Below are 21,479 nucleotides of genomic sequence, written 5' to 3'. Positions count from 1 at the left end.
GTTTAACTAAATATAACTCAGAGAGTAAGGTATCGCTTGGAGGTAAAGCGAAAACCAAGACGATTTCCGCTTTAAGTAAAATGGCAAGAGAGGAATTACTGAGCCAGTTTTTGTGCGCTTAATTTTGCTCGAATAAACTCTGAGTGATCCAGATAAATCAATTCTGCTACTTGGCGGATCACCGCTTCTTCCATAGGATCAATTACACCGTCTGCATAGGCGACTTGCCACATAGCTTCAACCAATTCATAACGGGCTTCTTGCTCTAATGCGCGTAACTTATTAGTAAACTCATACAAAGAAACCGCATTTTCACTGCGCAGCTCACCTTCATTGAGTAGATGTTGTGCTTGCTGTTCGTCCACTTCCAGCAGTTTCGTTAATAGTTGTACTTTTGCTTGTTCTTCACGTGGATCTTTAGCATGGTCAGCATTAGCAACTTCACACAGTAAAGAAGCCATTGCTAAATTCATAGAGAGACTATCCATTGTCCCAGCATCGGTGCCATCGTTCATGACTTGGCGAAGTAGGGTGCGTAGCTTTGTAAACATATTTGCTCTCTGTTACTTATCTCTAATTAATTAGAACGGTTATACAATCAAAAGTTCCTATTTATTCTTTATAGTTAGGCTCTATATCCATTTTCTACGGTAGAAAAACAGTAACTGCAGCATAAACACAAACGCGAGTAAAATGCAGAAAATGGTAAAGGCTCGACCATCTTGTGCGCCCGGAATACCTCCTAAGTTTACGCCAAGCAAACCGGTTAGAAATCCTAATGGTAAGAATATGGTGGTGACCAAAGAGAGGAAATAAACACGCTGGTTTAAAGACTCCGATTGTAAGCTCATTAACTCTTCTTGAGTCACATTCGCACGCTCGCGGATCGAATTAAGATCATCGAGAACATGACTAAGCTTATCGTTAACTTCGTGCAGTTTTTGACGATCCGTTAAGCTCAATAATGGCGTTTCTGTTGTCATCAATTTAGCAAGAGCATCCCGTTGAGGGGCAACATAACGGCGGGTGTATACAGTTTGACGACGGATTACGGCAACATCACTGCGCAAATCGGGATCTGCTTTAGCCAGAATACGATCTTCAAGGTCGGTGACTTGATCATCTAAGACATCAATGAGGTTCATTTTATGACTAGCAAGATGATCACAAAGAGAAACAATAAAGCTGCCGGTATTTTTCGGTCCGAAACCATCACGGATATGATTAGCAATGCTTTGTAGAGAATCAATGTCGTGGTTTGAGGTTGTTACAATAAGATGCTTAGTAAAATAGCCTCGCACCGATGTCATATCATCTTCTTTTGGGCTGTCATTTAAATTGATGGCACGAAGAGCGAGGAACAACCCATCTTTAGAACGGTTGGCTCGGGGACGAATACGAGATGCAAGCAAAGAGTCCTTCTCAATATCAGGCAAGTCGCTATTTTTGATCCACTCTTGAGCATCGGGTGAGTTGTAGTTGAGATGCAGCCACAATAAGCCATCCTCATCATCCCAATCATTGATCTGTTCTAAGGTGAGCTGACTGTATTTTAATTTGCCGTTTAAAACGTAGCTATATACAAAGCAATTGGCCATGACACACTCCATCGATATCCATAAGCGTTACAGTTAAATTATCCAAAATAGCGAGAGGATATGCTTAATTATCATGATCTAAGCTTAACGTATCTCATGAATTATCATCCAGTGAAATATGAAATTAAGTTATATATTGCTGAATAAATCACCGTTGTCGTTTTGGTAACAGTCTTTTTCTAAACGAAATGCTTTCTCATCTCTCCAAGAAGTAAATCTGTGATAGAATTGGCAAAATTTAGAATTTAAATGACTCGCTATTTGCGCCCTAAATTTAAGGGATAGAGCATACTCAGTTTTGGCGAGTCAGTTCTCCGAAAATTGATATCAGGAATTCCATTGAGCCAGTCTAATCACTCTCAATCTAGCGCTTTGAATAATGAAAAGACGCTAAAGGCTGCGATAAAAGATTGCATGATGCGCGATCAGTTCCGCTTGCACAGACGTTTGCAAGGCGCAGCACGAATCAAAAATGACCAAGCCAAACACGCTGTTTTCGATGAAATTGCAGCCGATATTGCAAAATCGATGAGTGTGGTTGAGTTGCGTCGTACTCAGCGTCCAACCGTAACGTACCCTGAATTATTGCCTGTTAGTCAGAAAAAAGACGATATTGCAGAAGCGATCAAACATAACCAAGTTGTGATTGTGGCAGGTGAAACTGGTTCAGGTAAAACCACTCAGCTTCCTAAAATTTGCTTAGAGTTAGGCCGTGGCGTGAAAGGTATGATTGGTCATACTCAGCCTCGTCGTCTTGCTGCCCGTTCGGTTGCTTCGCGTATTGCTGAAGAACTTGAATGCGAAATGGGCTCTTATGTGGGTTATAAGGTTCGTTTTAACGATCAAGTTTCTGACCGTAGCCAAATTAAGTTGATGACAGACGGTATCTTGCTGGCTGAAATTCAGCACGACCGTTACCTTAATCAGTACGACACCATTATTATCGATGAAGCGCACGAACGTAGCTTAAACATTGATTTTATTTTGGGTTACTTACGCGAGTTATTACCAAAGCGTCCTGATTTAAAAGTTATCATTACGTCGGCAACTATCGACCCAGAACGTTTCTCAAAACATTTTAATAATGCGCCAATTATTGAAGTATCTGGTCGTACTTATCCGGTAGATGTGCGTTACCGTCCGATTGTAGAAGACAGTGACGATACCGATCGCGACCAACTTGAAGCCATTTTTGATGCGGTTGATGAGCTGTATGATGAAGGTCAGGGCGATATTCTGATCTTTATGAATGGTGAGCGAGAGATCCGTGATACTGCCGATGCGTTAGAGAAACGAAAACTGCGTGATACCGAAATTGTTCCGCTGTTTGCCCGTTTGTCGGCAGGTGAACAAAACCGCGTATTCCAGCCTCATACGGGTCGTCGTATCGTTCTCTCAACCAACGTTGCAGAAACATCGCTAACAGTACCGGGCATTAAGTATGTTATCGACCCAGGTACAGCACGTATTAGCCGTTACAGCTACCGTACTAAAGTTCAGCGTCTGCCTATTGAACCGATTTCTCAGGCCAGTGCCAATCAGCGTAAAGGTCGTTGTGGTCGTGTGCAAGAGGGTATCTGTATTCGTCTTTACTCTGAAGAAGATTTCCTATCTCGCCCAGAGTTTACCGATCCAGAAATTCTGCGTACCAACCTAGCGTCTGTTATTTTGCAAATGACCGCAATTGGTCTGGGTGATATCCAAGCTTTCCCATTTGTTGAAGCGCCAGATAACCGCAATATTCAAGACGGTGTGCGCTTATTGGAAGAGCTAGGTGCAATTAATGCAAATGCCAAAGATCCACGTAAGCGCTTAACGTCGGTTGGTCGCCAATTAGCCCGTTTACCTATTGACCCGCGTTTGGCTCGTATGGTGTTAGAAGCACCGAAAAATAATGCCTTACGTGAAGTAATGATCATTGCCTCTGCGTTGTCGATTCAAGACCCTCGTGAACGTCCGATGGAGAAACAGCAAGCGTCCGATGAAAAGCATCGTCGATTCTACGATAAAGAATCTGACTTTATGACGTTTGTGAATCTGTGGGATTACATTCAAGAGCAGCAAAAGGCACTGTCGGGTAATCAATTCCGTAAGCAGTGTAAGAAAGATTACCTTAACTACTTACGCATCCGTGAGTGGCAAGATATTCACTTTCAAGTGCGCCAAGTGGTACGTGAACTGGAACTGCGTATTAATGACACTGAAGCTGGTTATGATGCTGTGCACATGTCGTTGCTATCGGGCTTGTTGTCGCATATTGGTATGAAAGATCAAGAGAAGAACGAATACCAAGGCGCTCGTAATGCCCGTTTCAATATCTTCCCTGGTTCTGGCATTTTCAAAAAACAGCCTAAGTGGGTTATGGTGGCTGAGCTGGTTGAAACCTCACGTTTATGGGGTCGAATTGCCGCTAAAATTCAGCCTGAGTGGGTTGAGCCATTAGCACAACACCTATTAAAGCGTAGTTACAGTGAACCGCATTGGGAGAAGAAATCTGCTGCTGTTCATGCGTTTGAAAAAGTGACGTTATACGGAATTCCGGTTGTTGCTAAACGCAAAGTTAACTATGGCCGCATTGATCCTACAATTTCCCGTGAGATCTTCATCCGTTCTGCACTGGTGGAAGGGGATTGGGATACCAAACATAAGTTCTTCCAACAAAACCGTAAGCTGTTACGTGAAGTGGAAGAGTTGGAACACAAATCTCGTCGTCGTGATATTTTGATCGATGATGAGCAGTTGTTTGAGTTCTACGATCAGCGTATTGATCTTTCGGTTGTGTCGGGTCGTCACTTCGATACTTGGTGGAAAAAAGCCTCGAAAGAGAACCCTGAGTTATTGAACTTTGAACGTGAAATGCTGTTCCGTAATGATGCAAGCCACGTTACCGATCTCGATTATCCAAACTTCTGGCATCAAGGTAACTTGAAACTGAAATTGAGCTATCAGTTTGAGCCTGGTGAAGATAACGATGGTGTGACCGTTCATGTGCCGTTGGCGATTTTAAACCAAGTTGAGCCTGATGGTTTTGATTGGCAGATCCCAGGTCTTCGTCATGAGTTGGTGGTTGCTTTGATTAAATCACTACCAAAAACATTACGCCGTAACTTTGTGCCTGCGCCAAACTATGCCGATGCTTTCTTGTCTCGCACTAAAGTGATGGAAGCGCCATTACTCGACAGTATGGAAAAAGAGCTAAAACGCATTACTGGTGTGACGATTTTACGTGAAGACTGGAACCTCGATCAGATCCCAGATCACCTAAAAATTACCTTTAGGGCCGTTGATCATCGTAATCGTAAGCTCCGTGAGAACAAAGATCTGTACGAGCTAAAAGACAGCTTAAAAGAGAAAGTGCAGCAGACGTTGTCTCAAGTGGCCGATGATGATATCGAACAAGAAGGCTTAAAGACGTGGAGTTTTGGTACGTTGCCTGAGCGTTACCAGCAAAAACGAGGTGGCTTTGAGGTTCGCGCTTATCCAGCGATTGTTGATAATAACGATTCAGTTGGTATCAAGTTATTTGAAACCGAAGAAGAGCAGCATCGTGCTATGCAACAAGGTCAACGTCGTTTGATTTTGTTAAATATTCCATCACCAATTAAGTACTTGCACGATAACTTACCAAACAAATCGAAGTTAGGTTTGTACTTTAACCCTTATGGTCGCGTATTGGATCTGATTGATGACTGCATTGCTTGTGGTATTGATAAGCTGATTGAACAAAAGGGCGGTATTGTATGGCAACCTGAGGCGTTTGAGGCGCTAAAAGATTACGTACGTGCAGAGCTTGGCGATACTGTAGTTGAGATTGCTAAGCAAGTAGAAGAGATTCTCACAACAGCCTTTAACATTAATAAGCGTTTGAAAGGCCGAGTCGATCTGACTATGGCATTTGCGTTATCTGATATTAAAGCGCAGCTCGAAGGGTTGATCTTTAAGGGCTTTGCAACTGAATGTGGCTGGAAACGTCTGCCTGATATCTTACGTTATATGCGTGCGATTGAACGTCGTTTAGAAAAACTGCCAATCGATCCTAATAAAGACCGTGTTCATATTCTTAAAGTGGAATCTATGGTTAATGAGTACAAAGAGTTGCTCAATAAGATCCCGAAAGGACAGCCAATTCCAGAGAATGTGAAAGAGATCCGTTGGATGATTGAAGAGTTGCGTGTTTCATATTTTGCGCAGCAATTAGGTACGCCATATCCGATCTCAGACAAGCGTATTCGCAATGCAATTAATGAGTGTTAGGCGATAAATAGCCTTCTATTCTAGAAAATAAAACCGCCAATGTTGATGATTCAATATTGGCGGTTTTTTATTAGGCGTGATATTCGATAGCTAGATTTTAGTGCCGAGACTAAAGATCTTCGCGTCCTAAAATCAGATTGGGATCGGGGCAATTATCGAGGTAAAAGTCGAGCTGCTTGGGGTCAACCACACCAGGATAGTCATTGTGGTGTTTACCCATATCTTTTATTACTTGTAAGTGTAGGTGAGGCGCCCAACCACCGTTCTCTTCTGGTGTTCCGATACTGGCAAAGGCTTCACCGGTTTTAATCGTTTGTCCGATTGATAACGCTTTTACACTTTCCCAGTGAAGGTGACCATATAGAGTATAAAATTTCTGGCCTTCTAGCTGGTGGCATAAAATCACCGTGGGGCCATAATCACCGTCATTATTATGATTTGCAACGCTGTGAACTTGAGCGGTGTAGGGCGCATAGATTGGTGTGAGCGCAGGCAGACCAAGATCAATCCCCATATGAACCGTACGGTGCTCTTGTCCGGCAAAATTATCGGTATCTTGGTAGATCAAACGTTGCTCATTGTAGCGCCCGATCACCACTTGAGCTTCTATTGCCACGGCCCGTTGTGCCATTTCATCAGAAAAGCTGTGTTGTTCGGTGACATGTTGCCAAATCTCACTGCTTGGCGAGAGGTCAACAATCAGCGCTCGACCAAATTGCCGTTCTTTAGGAACAACAGGATGAAAACGGTGATTTTTTAATAGATCATTGAGCATCAACCATCTCCTTATTCAGCATTTGGGGCACTAAAAAACTGGCCGCAATATAACCGATAACTGCAATCCAAGTGGGTAACATCAGATTTATATTAACCAATACTGCGGTTAAATATCCGGTCAAAGTCCAAGCTAAGCCTACCATAGCACTCGACATCGCCATTGCCCATCCTTGATCGATATCACTAGCGCGGTTAGACAGGCTAGTGATATAGAGAGGAAATGAAATTGCCACAAACGTTGCTGTAATCACCATAGCAATAGTATGAGTTAACGGCGTTGGGGTGAGAGCTAATGCAGCCATACCCAAAGCGGCAAATAAGAGAGTTATACGTAATGCTTTAGTCACACTCCAACGGCTGAGTATCCATTTAGGAAGGGCTAAGAGTGCGATGATCATAACAATACCAATCGCCATCATGTAATTTTGATAGAAACTGCCACTGACTTCCAACTGCCATTTTTGGGGAAAGATAAACGAGATATTTTGGAAATACAGACTCCAGCTAAATTGACCAAGAAAGACGATAGCAAGGCTCTTAATCAGACCCGATTGACTGCGTTGTAATGGCGCCACAAAGGAGAGTGGATTATCAGAATCGGCTTTATGTTGTTTAGGTAGCCTTACGGTCTGCAATAACACCAAGCAAATCAGCGCAATAAATAGACACGCATAAAAAGGGCCTTCTGCGCCATACATAGCGGTAAGTTTACTGCCAAGTGCGGGGCCAAACGACATTGCAGCAGTCATAACGACAGCGACCAAGCTCATCAGTGCCGCTTTATTTTTTCCTTCGCTGTTATCACTGAGAACCGCTTGTGCCATAGGTTGACTGGCAGAACCTAAGCTATTGATCATATTGCCAGCAAAGAGCAAAACAACGGAACCTAGTGCAATGGCGTAAACCGGCAGAATAAAGCCGATTCCAGCGATGAGCAGACAGATTGCCATCATTATTTTTCGACCAAAGTGGTCTGCCAATCTGGCCAGTAGCGGGGTGAAAAACATAGAGATAAAAGGGGCCGCTGACATAACCGTTCCGAATAATTCTCGGCGCTGTTCTATTGGCATATTTTGCGCAATAGCTAAGGAGTGATCGGTAAGAAAGAGGCTGACATAAGCAGGAATCGTGATAAAAAATCCAGCTGAGCCTAAAAATATGATCAAATACAGGGTAAATAAGGAAAAGGGAGAGAACTTTGCCTCAATCGGTTGGGTTAAGCTATTCACATCAAGCCTCCATAGTAGAAGCTGAGTATTTTAATCGGGTATTAATAATTGGCAAGAAATTATATATCCCCCAGCGATTTGAACTAAAGGCTGAGTGCTAGGGGATATACTGGCTTTATGGGAGGACTGCTAAGATCTATTTATTCTGAAGGCTTGTGTTTTGACGATCTAAACGAATCCAACTGCGTTCAACCACCATGACAGCGATAGCTAAAAAGACAACATCTTTCACTAAGAAAAAGTTAGTCACTAAAATACCATCAGAGACTTTCCATGTATTAGGCGTTGTGAGTAGAAAACTTAATGTAACGACAAAAATTAGGCTAGCTGCAATACCTGAAATGAATCCAACTTTTGCGTTTTTGATGCCATAAATAAGACCAGCAGCGACAATAATTTCGGCACTGCCAACTAAGTTAGAAACGGTTTGAATGGAAAAGACTTGATATAACCAGCCCATTAAAAAGTGGTTTTTTACTAAAGGTTCAATCAATTTGGCTTCTGTTGGTGTGAACTTGTAAATTCCTATCCATAAAAGTACCAGTACAATGCCAAATAAACCTATGTAGTAACCAATCGATTCTGTCGGTCTTGCTTGTTGTGATTTCAATTCCATGTTTTTTCTCCATTAATAATATTTGATAACCAAGACCATGGGTGGAGAAAAAATCTTTCATTAATAGGAAGGGCAAGTTGGAATATCTTATAATCAAAGTGTAGTTATTTTTAGTGCTTACTGAAAACAAAGGCTCGTACAATAACGAACCTTTATCATTTAATTGAATCTGATCTTGGTTTTATAAACAGTCAATATAAGGGGATTTGAAGTTAATTAAATTAGGAAACAACTCTAGTATTTGTTGATCCGATAAGCCAAACCAGCGGCACAAAGTTGCATGGACCTGATCTGCCGCTATGGTTGGTATCATGCGACCATTATTGTAATCATTTTCGCTACCAGGTGTTAAATCAGGCCAGGTACCATAAGCTTTCTGCCCCTTAATTGCCCCTCCGAGAATCAGTTGATGTCCAGCCCATCCATGATCTGTACCTGACTCATTTGCCATTACGCGACGACCAAAATCAGACATGGTGACAGTAGTAACGTTTTGTGTGACACCTTGTTGATCTAAATCTTGCTGAAATAGTGCGAGAGCTTGAGCCAGTTGCTGTAACAAAGCGTGATGTGTTGGCTTTTGATTAAAATGAGTATCAAATCCACCGATTCCCACAAAGAAGACTTGACGCTGGTGGCCCAAACTTTGTCTTGCGCTAATCATCCTTGCAACCATTTGTAATTGCGTTGCAAGTTTAGAATCTGGATACACTATGCTAGAAGGGTGCGCATCGAGCACATTTTTAAGTTCAGTGTTTTCACTCACACTTTTTTTCATTGTATTGGCAAAGTGTTGTGTATAAACATTGTCATAGTCTGCTTTAAAATGAGCAAAATACTCATCCAGTCTTACTGAGTCATGCCATGAACTGTATTGTCCAACACCTTGGCTACTTATAACGGTTTGGCTCAGATTTTTTGCGCTATTAAAACGTTTTTGAGAGTTAAGGGAAATAAGGGGAGAAATTGAGGTATTGCTAGCTAACATATCCATCATTCTACCAGCCCACCCGAGTGAATTATTGTAATTTGTCGCCCCGGTTTGCCACATATCTTGCTGCATATTATGCGCCATCAAAAATTCTGGAAGCGGTGATAATCCAGCAGCAATTGTTGAGCGGGTTGCAGGTGTTAGTAACTGACCTGTATTGAGCAATAATGAAGCTTGGCCAGATTCAAATAAAGGGAGTAAATCGGACATCGCACTGTGAATACCCAAGCTAATTTGATTTTCACTGTGTAATGATAAAGGTAAAATTTCTGATTGAGTTAAACCAAGAGCAGGTCGAGCTGATAAATAGCTTTGATACGCATCTGGAGATGTCGGCACAATCATATTATAGGCATCATTACCGCCATATAAAAACACCACAACAAGTGCTTTATAGTCGGAGATACCAGAGCTTGCTAAGGCTATATTTGGTAATACCGATGCTGATGTTGCGGATACGGCGGCGGCACTTTGCAAAAATCGACGGCGAGAAATTTTCATGCTAAAGCCTCCTGAGTAAAGAATTCTGGTGCTGTAAAGGCAATATATAAGGTTGTTTTTACTCGGCGTAGGTCTTGCTTTAGAGGGATGTGCAAAGTGAGTGCCTCTACTATTTGCTGATGTACACGAGCAGGCATCAAGCCTAAAAAGATGCGTTCATTGATAAGTTGAGTATAAGCATCAGGATCTTGATGTACGGCTAAAAATGGAGTGATGTCATAACGCCATTGAGTACTCTTCTTATTTTTGTGTGACTCAATATTTTGTACGATTTTGTTATGGATCATCTGCATTTGATATGTTGTTAATAAACTAGCCTCTGGTGATGTTAATCCACGTTCTTCTAGAATTCCTTGCGGCGCAAAATCGGGCAAATAGAAATTAAATACGGTTTCTGAATTTAAAGGAGATTGGCCCAAGGTTCGAGATGAGGACATAAAATCTCGCCAATAATCACCAATTGTTGACATACCCAGTGCTTTTGCTTGATTAGTAATCATTAATATAGGTTCTTTAATTAACCCAAAATGATTATGTTGCTGCTGGGGTGACTGGTTGCCTTGAGAGCCAATGCTATTGAGAGCATCTTCGTCGGTTAATATAGCGAAGAGTGTTGCTTTTAAATCGCCCCGAACACCCATACCGTTATTTATAAAGGTTTGTGCCACGCGTTCAATATATTCTGGACGTGGGTTACTGGTTACAAAACGTTTAATTAATAAATTAGCGATAAAAGGAGGGGTATTTGGGTGGTTGAATAGTACTTCAATGGCCTGCTCAAGATCTTGCTGCGTATTTTGCCCAGCAGGGAATGTTTGCCCTAAAACGACTTTTTCATCGTAGTCATGGAATTTTTCTTTTCCATACATCGGAACATGTAAACTACCACCAGTCCAGCCAGTTAATACTCTGGCTAATTCTTGTACATCATCTTGTTGATAGGTTGGTATTTTTTGCCCATTACTATCAAGCAGAGCTTCACCGCGATTGTTTAAACGCCATAAACCAAGAGTAAACAACTGCATAACCTCTCGAGCATAATTCTCATCAGGGAAGCTATTTTTCTTTGGGTTTGCCTTTCTACTTCCCCTTAGTGTGAGATATCTGCCCATCATTGGATTTGTCGTAACATCCCTTAACAGATCTTTGAAATTGCCTAAGCTGTGCTGAACAAGAAGATCATAATAAGCGGCGATTTCATCATGGCGATTCCCAAGACCTTGTTGTGATATCACCAATATTTGACTTAGAGCATAAGCCATTCTTTGGCGAAGTTGATCGGGTGCCGTAAGTGCATGTTGGTACCAAGCTCCAGTACGGATTGTACTATTGGGTTTATCTAAATTAGCTAGAGCTGTTGCTTGCTGTACAACTGGAAGATGATAGGAAGGGGGGAGTTGACTTTGTTCCTCAAACCATTGCTGGACTCCAATGTTTTGTAGATGCGTCACATCATCAAGAGTTGAACCAAATGTTGCGCGATAGAGAAACGCGGCATTTTGACTTTTACTTAAATACAATGAATGTACTGACATAGAGATAACCTAAGCTAAATTTATTATTTTTTATAAAATTAGATGCATATTTTTAATTTGCCAATTAATCCGTGCATCCGATACGGAAATAGTGGATGAGGAAAATAGCAACTTATTGATAGGATTAGCAATATTAAGAATTTGATCTTGAGTCAAAAAAGAGAACTCTTATATAAAATAAGTCAGACCTTCTGGTTGAAAGCTTTTATAGCGATCGATCTTTTATTACATTAAATGTTTAGAGTTGTAATCTTGATTAATAACTAACGCCCAGGAATGGAATCGAGAAAACATCCTCAAAAATGATGTTTTTTTATACGTTGATGGTTTTTGATACTGTTTTTTATAACTTACTGAAATGTTGAGAAAAATGCTCATTAAATTAACGTATATTGTAAAAAATATTGAAATATAAAGAAAAATTTAACTGGTTTTCTTAGGTTTTTGCTGATAATGTGCTGCCCCTCACACACCAAGTGAGATTATTATGCATTCTACTGCTTGCCGTGCTGGCATTAAAAAAGCACCTCAAGTTGATACAAAATTAGTTCCAATTCTAACGATTGGATTCATAGCTCTATTTCTAATCGCGGCACTCGTTGATCTATCGAGTTTCACAGCCTTAATTCAATCAGGCTTTGAATCTGCGGCGAACGAATTTGGCACCAGCTGGCAATGGCTGATGCTGATTAACTTCATTATTGCTATTTTGGTTGCTCTAAGCCCGATGGGGAAAAAAGTAATGGGTGACCAAGCCAAACCAACCATCGGTACTTTCCGTTGGCTTGCGATGATCATGTGTACACTGCTTGCTGGTGGTGGAGTATTTTGGTCAGCAGCAGAACCTATTTACCACTTCATTACACCTCCTCCAAGTTTTGGCGGAATCGAAGGTGCAACACAAGCGGCTGTTGAGCCAGCACTAAGTCAGGCATTCCTACACTGGGGATTCTTAGCATGGGCGGTACTTGGAACACTTTCAACCATCATTCTTATGTACGCACACCACGAGCATGGGGTTAAGTTACGCCCTCGTGCATTGCTTTTCCCTATCTTTGGTAAGCGCTTAGAAAACCATTGGTTAGGCAGCGTTATTGACGCATGTTCAATCATTGCTGTTGCTGCAGGTACCATTGGTCCTATTGGTTTCCTTGCTTCACAACTTGGTTACAGCTTAGAAGTATTAACCGGGCTTGAAAATAACGTTCAGTCTCAGTTGGTGATTCTTGCTATTGTTGTTGCTGTGTATTCACTGTCTGCGGCATCTGGAATGGATAAAGGATTACAGTGGTTATCTCGCCTTAATGTAGTAGGGGCCTTTGGTCTACTATTAGCCATGTTGCTGCTTGGTCCAACTCAATTTATTTTAAAAGAGTTTGGTTATGCCTTTGGTGATTATCTTGGTCATATTTCTTCTTTGAGTTTGGCAGATAGTAAACCAGCCTGGAATGTATGGTGGACATGGTTTTTCTGGGGATGGTTTATTGGTTTTGCTCCAATGATGGCTATCTTTATTGCTCGTATCTCTGAAGGTCGTAGTATCCGAGGCTTAGTCTTCGCGGTTGCAATTGGTGCGCCGATAGCGACCAACTTCTGGTTCTCTGTTTTGGGTGGTACGGGTATTTTCCTTGAGCTTAACGATCCTGGTGTTATTTCTGGTCCATTAAATGATGCTGGTCTACCTGCTGTGTTGTTAGCATCACTGGCTCAATTACCTTTAAGTTCTATTTTATTACCGGCATTTTTGGTTCTAACAACGACATTTGTTGTAACCACCGGTGATTCCATGGCGTACTCCATTGCGATGGTTGTTTCTGGTGATAATGAGCCAAGTTCAAAGCACCGTTTGTTCTGGGCGATTACTATGGGCTGTGTTGCCGCTGTTCTGTTATTAGCGGGTGATGGTGGCTTAAATGCGCTGCAATCATTTATTGTTATTACAGCAGTGCCTGTGTCTATCTTGGTTGCCTTCACCTTAGTCAGTGGGCCGCTTGCAGCTTATCGAATGACTTGTGCTAAAACTGCTGAAATAACCGCCTAGCATATTCTGAATATTTAAAGCTGCTTTAATTTTAAAGTTTGTTTTATGAAAAAGCCCCTTACTAAAACATAATGAGAAGGGGCTTTTTGTTATTGTGCCATTTGAAAGATAAGTTAGATCTTGATCTCTCTGATATCTGACGCCGCAGGGCTTTGGAATGCCGCTAAACCAAATTGAGGCAATACTGCAAATACATGGTCAAAAATGTCGGCTTGAATACCTTCGTAATAAGCCCAACGCGTATCGTTAGCAAATACATAAATCTGGATGGGTAACCCTTGTGCTGTTGGCTCTAATTCACGCACCAAAAACGTCATATCTTTGCGCAAATGGGTGTTTTGCTGTAAGAATGCCTCTAGATAAGCTCGGAACACCGTAATATTTGTTAACGAGTTAACCAGATAAGGATTGCCTGAACGGTTCAGCTCATCTTTTTTCTCTTTGATGTACTGACCAACAAAGGGAATAGTCGCAAGCTTTTGCTCATCATCTTCGGTTAAAAAGCGGATAGTATCAATATTGATTAAAATAGATCGTTTAATACGTCGGCCGCCTGATTCTTGCATTTGACGCCAGTTAATAAAGGAGTCTTGCACTAGGGCATAGGCGGGAATATTCGTTACCGTATTATCAAAGTTTTTTACTTTAATGGTTGTTAACGATACTTCATCAACACTACCGTTGGCGCCGTATTTATCCATTTGAATCCAGTCGCCAACTTGAATCATTTGGTTTGCAGCTAATTGGATTCCCGCAACAAAACCAAGAATCGTGTCTTTAAACATCAATAACACTAAACCGGTTGCAACACCTAAGCCACTTAGAAAGTAAACAGGAGAGCGGTCAGCTAAAATCGAAATTCCCACAAAGAAACCAATAAAGAATATGGTTAACTTAAAGAGTTGAACGAAACTCTTTACTGGGAGGTTTTTACTTAGATGATTCATGTTGAAGATATCATTTGAAGCATCTAAGAAAGCGTAACTGCTTCTAATTAGCGCAAAAATAAGCCAAATACCTAAGACTCGATCAATTAAATCACTGAGTAGGACATATTGATCTAGCACTAAGGGGATCAATAAATTCATCACAACCGCAGGTATGATTAAGCACAGCTTTTCTAATACCTGATGATGAACCAATATAGTTCCCCATTGTGATTTGGTCCGTTTTATCATCGCGTTGAGTATCTTCAACACCCCCCAACGGACAATAACGTAGGTACCAAATGCGACCACGGTACATAAAATAAGAATCACGATAGTTGAAAAATTATCGTGAGGTTGGATATTTATCCCTAATTTGGACATGCCTTCTGCAACGGCCTGCCGTATTTGCTTGCTCAAAACACTCTCCAAGCTAATTATATGTTCTAACCGTATCTTAGCATTTATTTGCTACTTAATGTTTCATAACCCTGCGATTCTTATCGGTTCTTACTTATTGATGTTAGAATTATTTTTCTTATAGCTTATTAACGGCAGTTGAAAATCCATCTGCGGAAATATTGAACCCTGCAATATCTACATGGCTTTTGGTTTCCATCATATGAAGGACTTGACCCATACCATCACTGTTATTACTGGCATAGGCGTGAGCGACGCAGTACTTTTCGTCAGAATTATAATCTGTACTGACTTTTAGGATAGTTTGCTTGTAAATATTATAGTTATCGAGTGCGGAGACATATTTCCAATGAGCACAAGTGTACGGATTGGTATCCATGTGATCGATAAAGTCAATACTGGTTAAATGTTGACCATTGCTGCTGAAATGGAAAACGTATGTTTGGATGCCAAAATCGGTGTGAGTAACGATTTCATTTTTATTTGGAATCGCTTCAAAACTGTTGTGCTGAGTTGCATCAGCAAAGGCTAAAGGTGCAAACAGCGATGAAATAGCAATAAGAGAGATGGGTAAGCAACGATTAAACACAGTGAGTTCCGAATATTACGATAATTTATAAATATTATTGTTAATATGACTTCATGGTATTTATATTTCAAATTAGATTCATTGTGTTTTTAGAATACTAATATTTTATAAATGAATTGATTGAATAATAGAATGGCGAATTGAGTTTGATTGCATAAAATCTAAGCTGAATAGTGTCAGCTTAGACTTTAGATGTGATATGGCTTAATTAAAGCGCTGTTCAAGATAGGCAATAATGTCATTGGATTCATACATCCACTGTGTTTTGCCATCTTCTTCAATGCGAAGACAAGGTACTTTACGTTTTCCTCCACCATTAACCAATTCTTGCTCATAGATTGATTGTTTGGCATCTAGAGTTTTGAGCGGAAGGTTTAATCGCTTAGCTGCGCGACGCACTTTCACGCAAAAAGGGCAAGCATCAAATTGATAAAGTGTTAATGACTCCATTTGTTGATTGACGTCAGCTTGCTGTTCTGCGCTTCGTTGAACGGATTTTGGTGAGAAAACGGCATTTAATATCAGAATCAGCTTGCCAAGAATTGCGCGAATTAATTTCATATGTTGAGCCTTTTTGTTATTTAAGTATCAACACTATGTTACATCATCTCGCCCTTAAATAGGGAGAGTATAAAGTGAAATATATCGCCAAAATAGTGGGCGTTATCATTGCATTTATTATCCGCATCATTATCATGCTAAACAATAATTAATATATGAGTTAATAGTATAATGGTTGTAGAATCATCGGGATATCATGCTCTGATAGAGTTTTTGGCCGAGAATTTGGCATTATTTGAATCGGCACAAAAAGAACACAGTGGTGAACAAACCATTGAAGATATTGTGATGGATCTTATTGCAACACATATCATGACTGTGTTTGAACAAAACCCAGAATTAGAGCCTGATGTTCGGTTTCAATTATTAAAAGACGCAGATGCTGTTGTGGCCGATCTTAATGAAGTGCTGGCAGGTGTGTGGTGCTATTATCCCACCAACCAACAGATTCGTTTTTTAGAAGAGTATATTGGCCTAGTTAAAAACTTATTTGATACGGCAATTTCAAGCTACTAATAACCGATACCTAGGTGATTTAACTGTACGGATACTGCTTTTAGAATTTATTGGCGGTACAGCATAGGTTTCTGTAAAATGCTGCGGTTTTTTCTAATTCAGGTAATACCCCATGCGCATTCATGCAGTTCACACACTATACGAAGAACGTTTAGCTCGCTCAACTCGACCATTTCGAGCTCGTGGCTGCAAAGTAGAGCGCTGTCGTCAATGTATGCTCAGACCACACTTATGTATCTGTGAACATCGGCCTACGGTTAATTCTAATGCGGCATTTCTTCTGGTGATGTACGATACGGAAGTGCTGAAACCAAGTAATACTGGTCGCTTAATCGCCGATCTATTTGAAGATACATTTGCTTATATTTGGTCTCGTACTGAAGAAAACACCGAAATGATGGCACTGCTAAATGATCCTCAGTGGCAGCCTTATGTTGTTTTCCCTGCTGAATATGCCGAGCCTGAGCGTGTCGCTGAAAAAGTGGAACTCGCTCAAGGCAAACGTCCACTATTTATTATGCTAGATGGTAGTTGGGCTGAAGCAAAAAAGATGTTTCGTAAGAGCCCGTATTTAGCTCAATTCCCAGTTTTATCTATCGATCCTGAACAACCATCTCGCTATAAAGTGCGTGAAGCATCCAAAGATAATCAATTAGGTACAGCTGAAGTTGCTGCAAAAATTATTGAGCAATTTGGTGAGGCTCGAAATGCTGAAGTGTTGGATTTATGGTTTGATGTTTTCCGTGATCATTACATTGCTGGCAAAATGAACAGAGAGCTTGCAGATGATACTGCGATGACTGCTTTGAAGTCTCGTTTGGCCCATTGCGATTAATTTTTCGATCAACCTGACAATTTTGCCAAGTAATCTTGGGTTTTGATCACAGTCTGTAGGCGTAGAAGTGTGGATAATCCTTTGATTGCAATACTTTTTAGGATACAAATTTTTTCTGGGAGAGAACAATGTACTACGGCTTTGATGTAGGCGGAACTAAAATAGAATTTGGCGCGTTTAATGAAAAACTTGAACGTGTAGCAACGGAGCGCGTACCTACGCCAAGTGATGATTACCAGCAATTAATTGATACTCTTGTGGCTATTATCCAAAAAGCCGATCAAGAGTTTGGTTGTGAAGGTCATGTCGGTATTGGTATTCCAGGAATGGAAGATGCTCGTGATGGTACGGTACTTACCTCTAATATTGCAGCGGCTAAAGGCAAGCCGCTACGCAAAGATTTAGAAGCAAAATTAGGGCGTTCTGTCACTATTGATAATGATGCAAACTGCTTTGCGTTATCTGAAGCGTGGGATGAGGCGCTACAAGATGAAAAGTCGGTGTTAGGCTTAATTCTTGGTACCGGTTTTGGTGGTGGTATTGTTATTGATGGTAAAGCGTTTTCTGGTATGAACCATGTCGCGGGTGAGTTAGGCCATGCGCGTTTACCTCTAGATGCATGGTTCCATCTTGGTGAAAATGCGCCATTACTAAGCTGTGGCTGCGGTAATAAAGGTTGTATTGATAACTATTTATCTGGTCGTGGTTTTGAGTTGCTATACGCTCATTACTATGGTGAAGAACTTAAAGCGATTGAAATCATAAAGCGTAATACAGAAGGGGAACCAAAAGCGGTTGAACATGTTGATCGTTTTATGGAACTACTGGCAATCTGCTTTGCTAATATCTTCACCGGACTTGATCCAAACGTCGTTGTGCTAGGTGGTGGTTTGTCTAACTTCGATCTTATCTATGATGAAGTGCCAAAGCGTATTGGCAAACATCTATTGTCTGTTGCTCAACCTCCAAAAATCGTAAAAGCTAAACACGGTGATGCTGGTGGCGTTCGTGGTGCTGCATTCTTAAACATTCAGCGTTAAGAACGGATACCCAAGGCTTTTGGCTATATCATGTTGAGTTAAATCATTCGTGATTATTTGTTGAAACGGCATACTTTGAGTGTGCCGTTTTTGTTTATCGATTTTTATCATCTCGATTTTTTATCTTCCGGATTTGTTTATCTTAGATTGCCTGTTAAAATCCGCCTCCTATTATCAGTTGTATATTAATAAGCTGACTCTGTTTTACCTCTAATAGGAATCGGTTATGTCGTTTGACTCCCTAGGTCTTCATCCGAAATTACTTCAAGCTATCCATGAACTTGGATTTGAGCAGCCAACCCCAGTGCAAGAACAAGCAATTCCTCTCGCGTTAACGGGCGTTGATGTAATGGCTGGAGCCCAAACTGGTACCGGTAAAACAGCTGCATTTGCACTACCGATGCTGCATCGTTTGATGAGTTATCCGGCTGCGAGTGAATTACATGCAGATGAAGCAGAACAAACCGAGCAGCGTAAGCAACCTGCATTGATTCGTGGTTTGGTGTTAACACCGACTCGTGAGCTTGCTCAGCAGGTTTACGATAATGTGATGACTTACTGTAAACATACCGATTTAAAAGTGGTTGTTGCCTATGGTGGTACTAGCATGAATGTTCAGGTTAAAGCACTTCAACAAGGTGCTGATATCGTGATTGCTACACCTGGACGATTAATCGATCACATGCATGTTGGTACGCTATCACTAAAATATCTTGAATGTTTTGTGCTTGATGAAGCCGATCGTATGCTAGATATGGGCTTTATCATTGATATTAAGCGTATTATGAAACGCATGGCTGCTGAACGTCAGACACTGTTTTTCTCTGCGACGTTCTCAAAGCAAGTTAAGAAATTAGCGTTTGATATTATGACAGAGCCGAAAATGGTTGAGGTAACGCCTGCGAATACGGCAGCCGAAACGGTTCAACAAATGGTTTATCCGGTTGATAAGCATCGTAAACGTGAATTGCTTTCATACTTGATTGGATCTCGTAACTGGCAGCAAGTACTTGTCTTTACTAAAACTAAGCAAGGCTCTGATGAATTAGTAAAAGAGCTCGGGTTAGATGGTATTAAAGCTGCTTCGATTAATGGCGATAAGAGTCAAGGTGCTCGTCAGCGTGCATTGGATGATTTTAAATCGGGTAAAGTTCGAGCATTAATTGCAACCGATGTGGCGGCGCGAGGTATTGATATCGAGCAGCTAGAGTATGTTGTGAATTTTGATATGCCATTTAAGCCTGAAGATTATGTTCACCGTATTGGTCGCACAGGCCGAGCGGGCAGTGCTGGACATGCCATTACACTGATGAGCTTAGACGAAGAGTGGATTTTAAAAGGCATTGAAGAACTGTTGGATACTCGCTTACCTCAGCAGTGGTTAGAAGGCTTTGAGCCAGATCCTTTAGCAACAGTTGAAACCACAATGCCAAAGCGCTCTGCTGAAAAACGACGCGCAAAAGCAAAAGCAAAAATTCACCAAAATCGCGGTAAAAATAATCGCCGCCGATAATATCGATTTTAATTCATTTCATATAAATTATTGAAGGCGCTCGCAGGATTCAGAAAAAGAGCGCCATTCATGGCACAAATCACGGTCCATTCTTCTTTAAAAGGCTAACTTAGATCTCACATTGATTGAAATGTTAATTAATATCTAGACATACTTTAACATATGAAATAAGTTTTCAGCAGATTGTGTTTTAATACAGATTTGCTCTGTCTTTTTAGGAACTTGCGATGGCAGATTTAAGACAACGCCTACGCTATACCGCTTATTGGTTGGTATCGATAACCATTATTGTTTATGGCTGGTTTTATTTTGGCGGTGCTGAAAAAGAACTGGTCATCACCCCAAAGAACTCTACATTTCGTTTAATCGATGATTCACATCAAGGTGGAGCATCAACCGCAGAACTTGATATTAATCCAGACAGTGCCATTTTAAATTGTGAATTAGTTAAGAAATCACAATGGCCATTTTGTGAGATGGCTATATCGCTTTCTGACAATGTGGCAGCTGGTGTGGATCTTAGCAAATATCACGCTATTGGCTTAGATATTGATTACGATAGTCCAGTGGATGGTGAGCGAGTTCGTATTTATTTACGTAATTATGATGAGTCTTATTCCAAGGAAAAAGATCCTGTCTCTCTTAAGTTCAACGCGATTGAATATGCGCCTGGCAAAGATCAAGGGCTGCAAGTTATTCCACTTAAATCTTTTCAAGTTCTCTCTTGGTGGATAGCTGAGTATGAGTTACCCATAGAAAAAGCAGGGCCTCAGTTTGATAATGTTTCCATAATTGAAATCGCAACCGGCAGTTATGTGAAACCGACTCACTACGGTATTACATTAAATAAACTGGTTCTTTACGGTAAGTGGATCTCCGAAGAAAACTTAGTCAAAATTTTGCTGGTTATTTGGATTTTAACCGCGTTGGTGTTTTTAACAACTGAACGTATTCGTTTGTATAAGCAGATCCAAAATGCAGAACAAAAAGCAGCTCGCTTAAAAACAATGAATAAGGTGTTGTTTGAAAAAAGCTTACGTTTTGAAGAATTAGCTTACATAGACCCTTTAACTAAAGCAAAAAACCGAAATGCTGTCAGTGATTGGGTGCGACAGGTGGTCGAGCATTCAAAAGATATGGCTCAGCCGTTTTCGGTTATCTATATTGATATCGACTTCTTTAAAAAGATTAATGATAAATATGGTCATGGTCGAGGTGATGAAGTCCTAGCAAAGTTTGCTGATTTATTACGTAGAAATATTGATAAAAGTGATATGTTAGTGCGCTGGGGCGGGGAAGAGTTTGTCGTATTTTGTCCTAGCACCTCTCTTGGGGTTGTAGCAGAGAAAGCTGAATTCTTACGAGAAGCTATTGCCGAGTATCAATGGGGAGATGAATTTTCTGTCACTTGTAGCCTGGGTGTCGCGCAACTAGAAAATGAAGAGTTTAATCGCCTAATGGAACGTGCTGATGAAGCCTTATATAAAGCGAAAGAACGTGGGCGTAACCGAGTAGAAATTGCATGGGATTAGCTTAA

The 21,479-nt window shown here is 40.9% G+C and carries 17 protein-coding genes; 7 read left to right on the top strand and 10 right to left on the bottom strand.

Features of this window, described 5'->3' with window-relative positions:
- Nucleotides 1–95 precede the first annotated feature (95 nt).
- Together WAX86_RS07945 and WAX86_RS07940 are read right to left on the bottom strand one after the other, a co-directional pair.
- Entirely contained in the window at nt 96–551 is a 456-nt protein-coding gene (locus tag WAX86_RS07945) for a TerB family tellurite resistance protein (RefSeq protein WP_036763757.1), read from the bottom strand.
- Nucleotides 552–632: 81 nt separating this feature from the next.
- Nucleotides 633–1,598 carry a zinc transporter ZntB gene (locus WAX86_RS07940; RefSeq protein WP_005299159.1) on the bottom strand — a complete coding sequence of 322 codons (966 nt, stop codon included), beginning with the start codon at nt 1,596–1,598 and terminating at the stop codon, nt 633–635.
- A gap of 372 nt (nt 1,599–1,970) precedes the next feature.
- Here WAX86_RS07940 and hrpA point away from each other — a divergent pair, with 372 nt between their 5' ends.
- Nucleotides 1,971–5,852, top strand: a complete 3,882-nt coding sequence (gene hrpA / locus WAX86_RS07935) for an ATP-dependent RNA helicase HrpA (RefSeq protein ID WP_341489376.1) — start codon at nt 1,971–1,973, stop codon at nt 5,850–5,852.
- 109 nt (nt 5,853–5,961) lie between these two features.
- Here hrpA and WAX86_RS07930 read toward each other — a convergent pair whose 3' ends face one another.
- The 5 genes from WAX86_RS07930 to WAX86_RS07910 form a co-directional block, all read right to left on the bottom strand.
- Complete coding sequence (locus WAX86_RS07930; RefSeq protein ID WP_341488582.1) at nt 5,962–6,627, bottom strand: peptidoglycan DD-metalloendopeptidase family protein; 666 nt, start codon at nt 6,625–6,627, stop codon at nt 5,962–5,964.
- The gene (locus WAX86_RS07925) at nt 6,617–7,858 is read right to left on the bottom strand and encodes an MFS transporter (RefSeq protein ID WP_341488581.1); all 1,242 of its coding nucleotides are present in this window, start codon (nt 7,856–7,858) and stop codon (nt 6,617–6,619) included. The genes WAX86_RS07930 and WAX86_RS07925 overlap by 11 nt, the downstream gene beginning before the upstream one ends.
- Nucleotides 7,859–7,994: 136 nt before the next feature.
- Nucleotides 7,995–8,474: a DUF417 family protein gene (locus WAX86_RS07920; RefSeq protein ID WP_237029219.1), complete on the bottom strand. Its 480-nt coding sequence runs from the start codon at nt 8,472–8,474 to the stop codon at nt 7,995–7,997.
- A 181-nt stretch (nt 8,475–8,655) separates the two neighbouring features.
- Nucleotides 8,656–9,966: a DUF1501 domain-containing protein gene (locus WAX86_RS07915; RefSeq protein WP_341488580.1), complete on the bottom strand. Its 1,311-nt coding sequence runs from the start codon at nt 9,964–9,966 to the stop codon at nt 8,656–8,658.
- Nucleotides 9,963–11,501, bottom strand: coding sequence for a DUF1800 domain-containing protein (locus tag WAX86_RS07910; protein ID WP_341488579.1), 1,539 nt, complete (start codon nt 11,499–11,501; stop codon nt 9,963–9,965). Before WAX86_RS07910 ends, WAX86_RS07915 begins: the two co-directional genes overlap by 4 nt.
- Nucleotides 11,502–11,988: 487 nt before the next feature.
- Between WAX86_RS07910 and WAX86_RS07905 the strand changes: the two genes are divergently transcribed.
- Nucleotides 11,989–13,542, top strand: a complete 1,554-nt coding sequence (locus tag WAX86_RS07905; protein WP_005299177.1) for a BCCT family transporter — start codon at nt 11,989–11,991, stop codon at nt 13,540–13,542.
- Between the two features lie 113 nt (nt 13,543–13,655).
- Here the strand turns inward: WAX86_RS07905 and WAX86_RS07900 are convergent, their stop codons facing one another.
- The 3 genes from WAX86_RS07900 to WAX86_RS07890 form a co-directional block, all read right to left on the bottom strand.
- Nucleotides 13,656–14,888, bottom strand: coding sequence for a mechanosensitive ion channel family protein (locus WAX86_RS07900; protein ID WP_068945664.1), 1,233 nt, complete (start codon nt 14,886–14,888; stop codon nt 13,656–13,658).
- Nucleotides 14,889–15,006: 118 nt separating this feature from the next.
- Entirely contained in the window at nt 15,007–15,477 is a 471-nt protein-coding gene (locus WAX86_RS07895) for a hypothetical protein (protein WP_065170492.1), read from the bottom strand.
- Nucleotides 15,478–15,681: 204 nt separating this feature from the next.
- A complete protein-coding gene (locus WAX86_RS07890; RefSeq protein WP_044175707.1) occupies nt 15,682–16,038 on the bottom strand; it encodes a glutathione S-transferase N-terminal domain-containing protein in 357 nt (118 codons plus the stop codon).
- A gap of 171 nt (nt 16,039–16,209) precedes the next feature.
- Here WAX86_RS07890 and WAX86_RS07885 point away from each other — a divergent pair, with 171 nt between their 5' ends.
- From WAX86_RS07885 to WAX86_RS07865, 5 genes are all read left to right on the top strand, one after another.
- Nucleotides 16,210–16,554: a DUF3802 family protein gene (locus WAX86_RS07885; RefSeq protein WP_065170493.1), complete on the top strand. Its 345-nt coding sequence runs from the start codon at nt 16,210–16,212 to the stop codon at nt 16,552–16,554.
- A 112-nt stretch (nt 16,555–16,666) separates the two neighbouring features.
- Entirely contained in the window at nt 16,667–17,389 is a 723-nt protein-coding gene (locus WAX86_RS07880) for a tRNA-uridine aminocarboxypropyltransferase (RefSeq protein ID WP_341488578.1), read from the top strand.
- 128 nt (nt 17,390–17,517) lie between these two features.
- Nucleotides 17,518–18,429, top strand: a complete 912-nt coding sequence (nagK, locus tag WAX86_RS07875) for an N-acetylglucosamine kinase (RefSeq protein ID WP_065170495.1) — start codon at nt 17,518–17,520, stop codon at nt 18,427–18,429.
- Nucleotides 18,430–18,655: 226 nt separating this feature from the next.
- Nucleotides 18,656–19,942 carry a DEAD/DEAH box helicase gene (locus tag WAX86_RS07870; protein WP_065170496.1) on the top strand — a complete coding sequence of 429 codons (1,287 nt, stop codon included), beginning with the start codon at nt 18,656–18,658 and terminating at the stop codon, nt 19,940–19,942.
- 227 nt (nt 19,943–20,169) lie between these two features.
- Nucleotides 20,170–21,474 carry a GGDEF domain-containing protein gene (locus WAX86_RS07865; RefSeq protein WP_065170497.1) on the top strand — a complete coding sequence of 435 codons (1,305 nt, stop codon included), beginning with the start codon at nt 20,170–20,172 and terminating at the stop codon, nt 21,472–21,474.
- The last annotated feature ends 5 nt before the right edge of the window (nt 21,475–21,479 follow it).

The organism is Photobacterium damselae subsp. damselae (assembly GCF_038086725.1).
GTDB classification, from domain to species: Bacteria; Pseudomonadota; Gammaproteobacteria; order Enterobacterales; family Vibrionaceae; genus Photobacterium; species Photobacterium damselae.
Note: the sequence above shows the minus strand (reverse complement) of the source record. Positions and strands in the feature narration are given on the sequence as shown.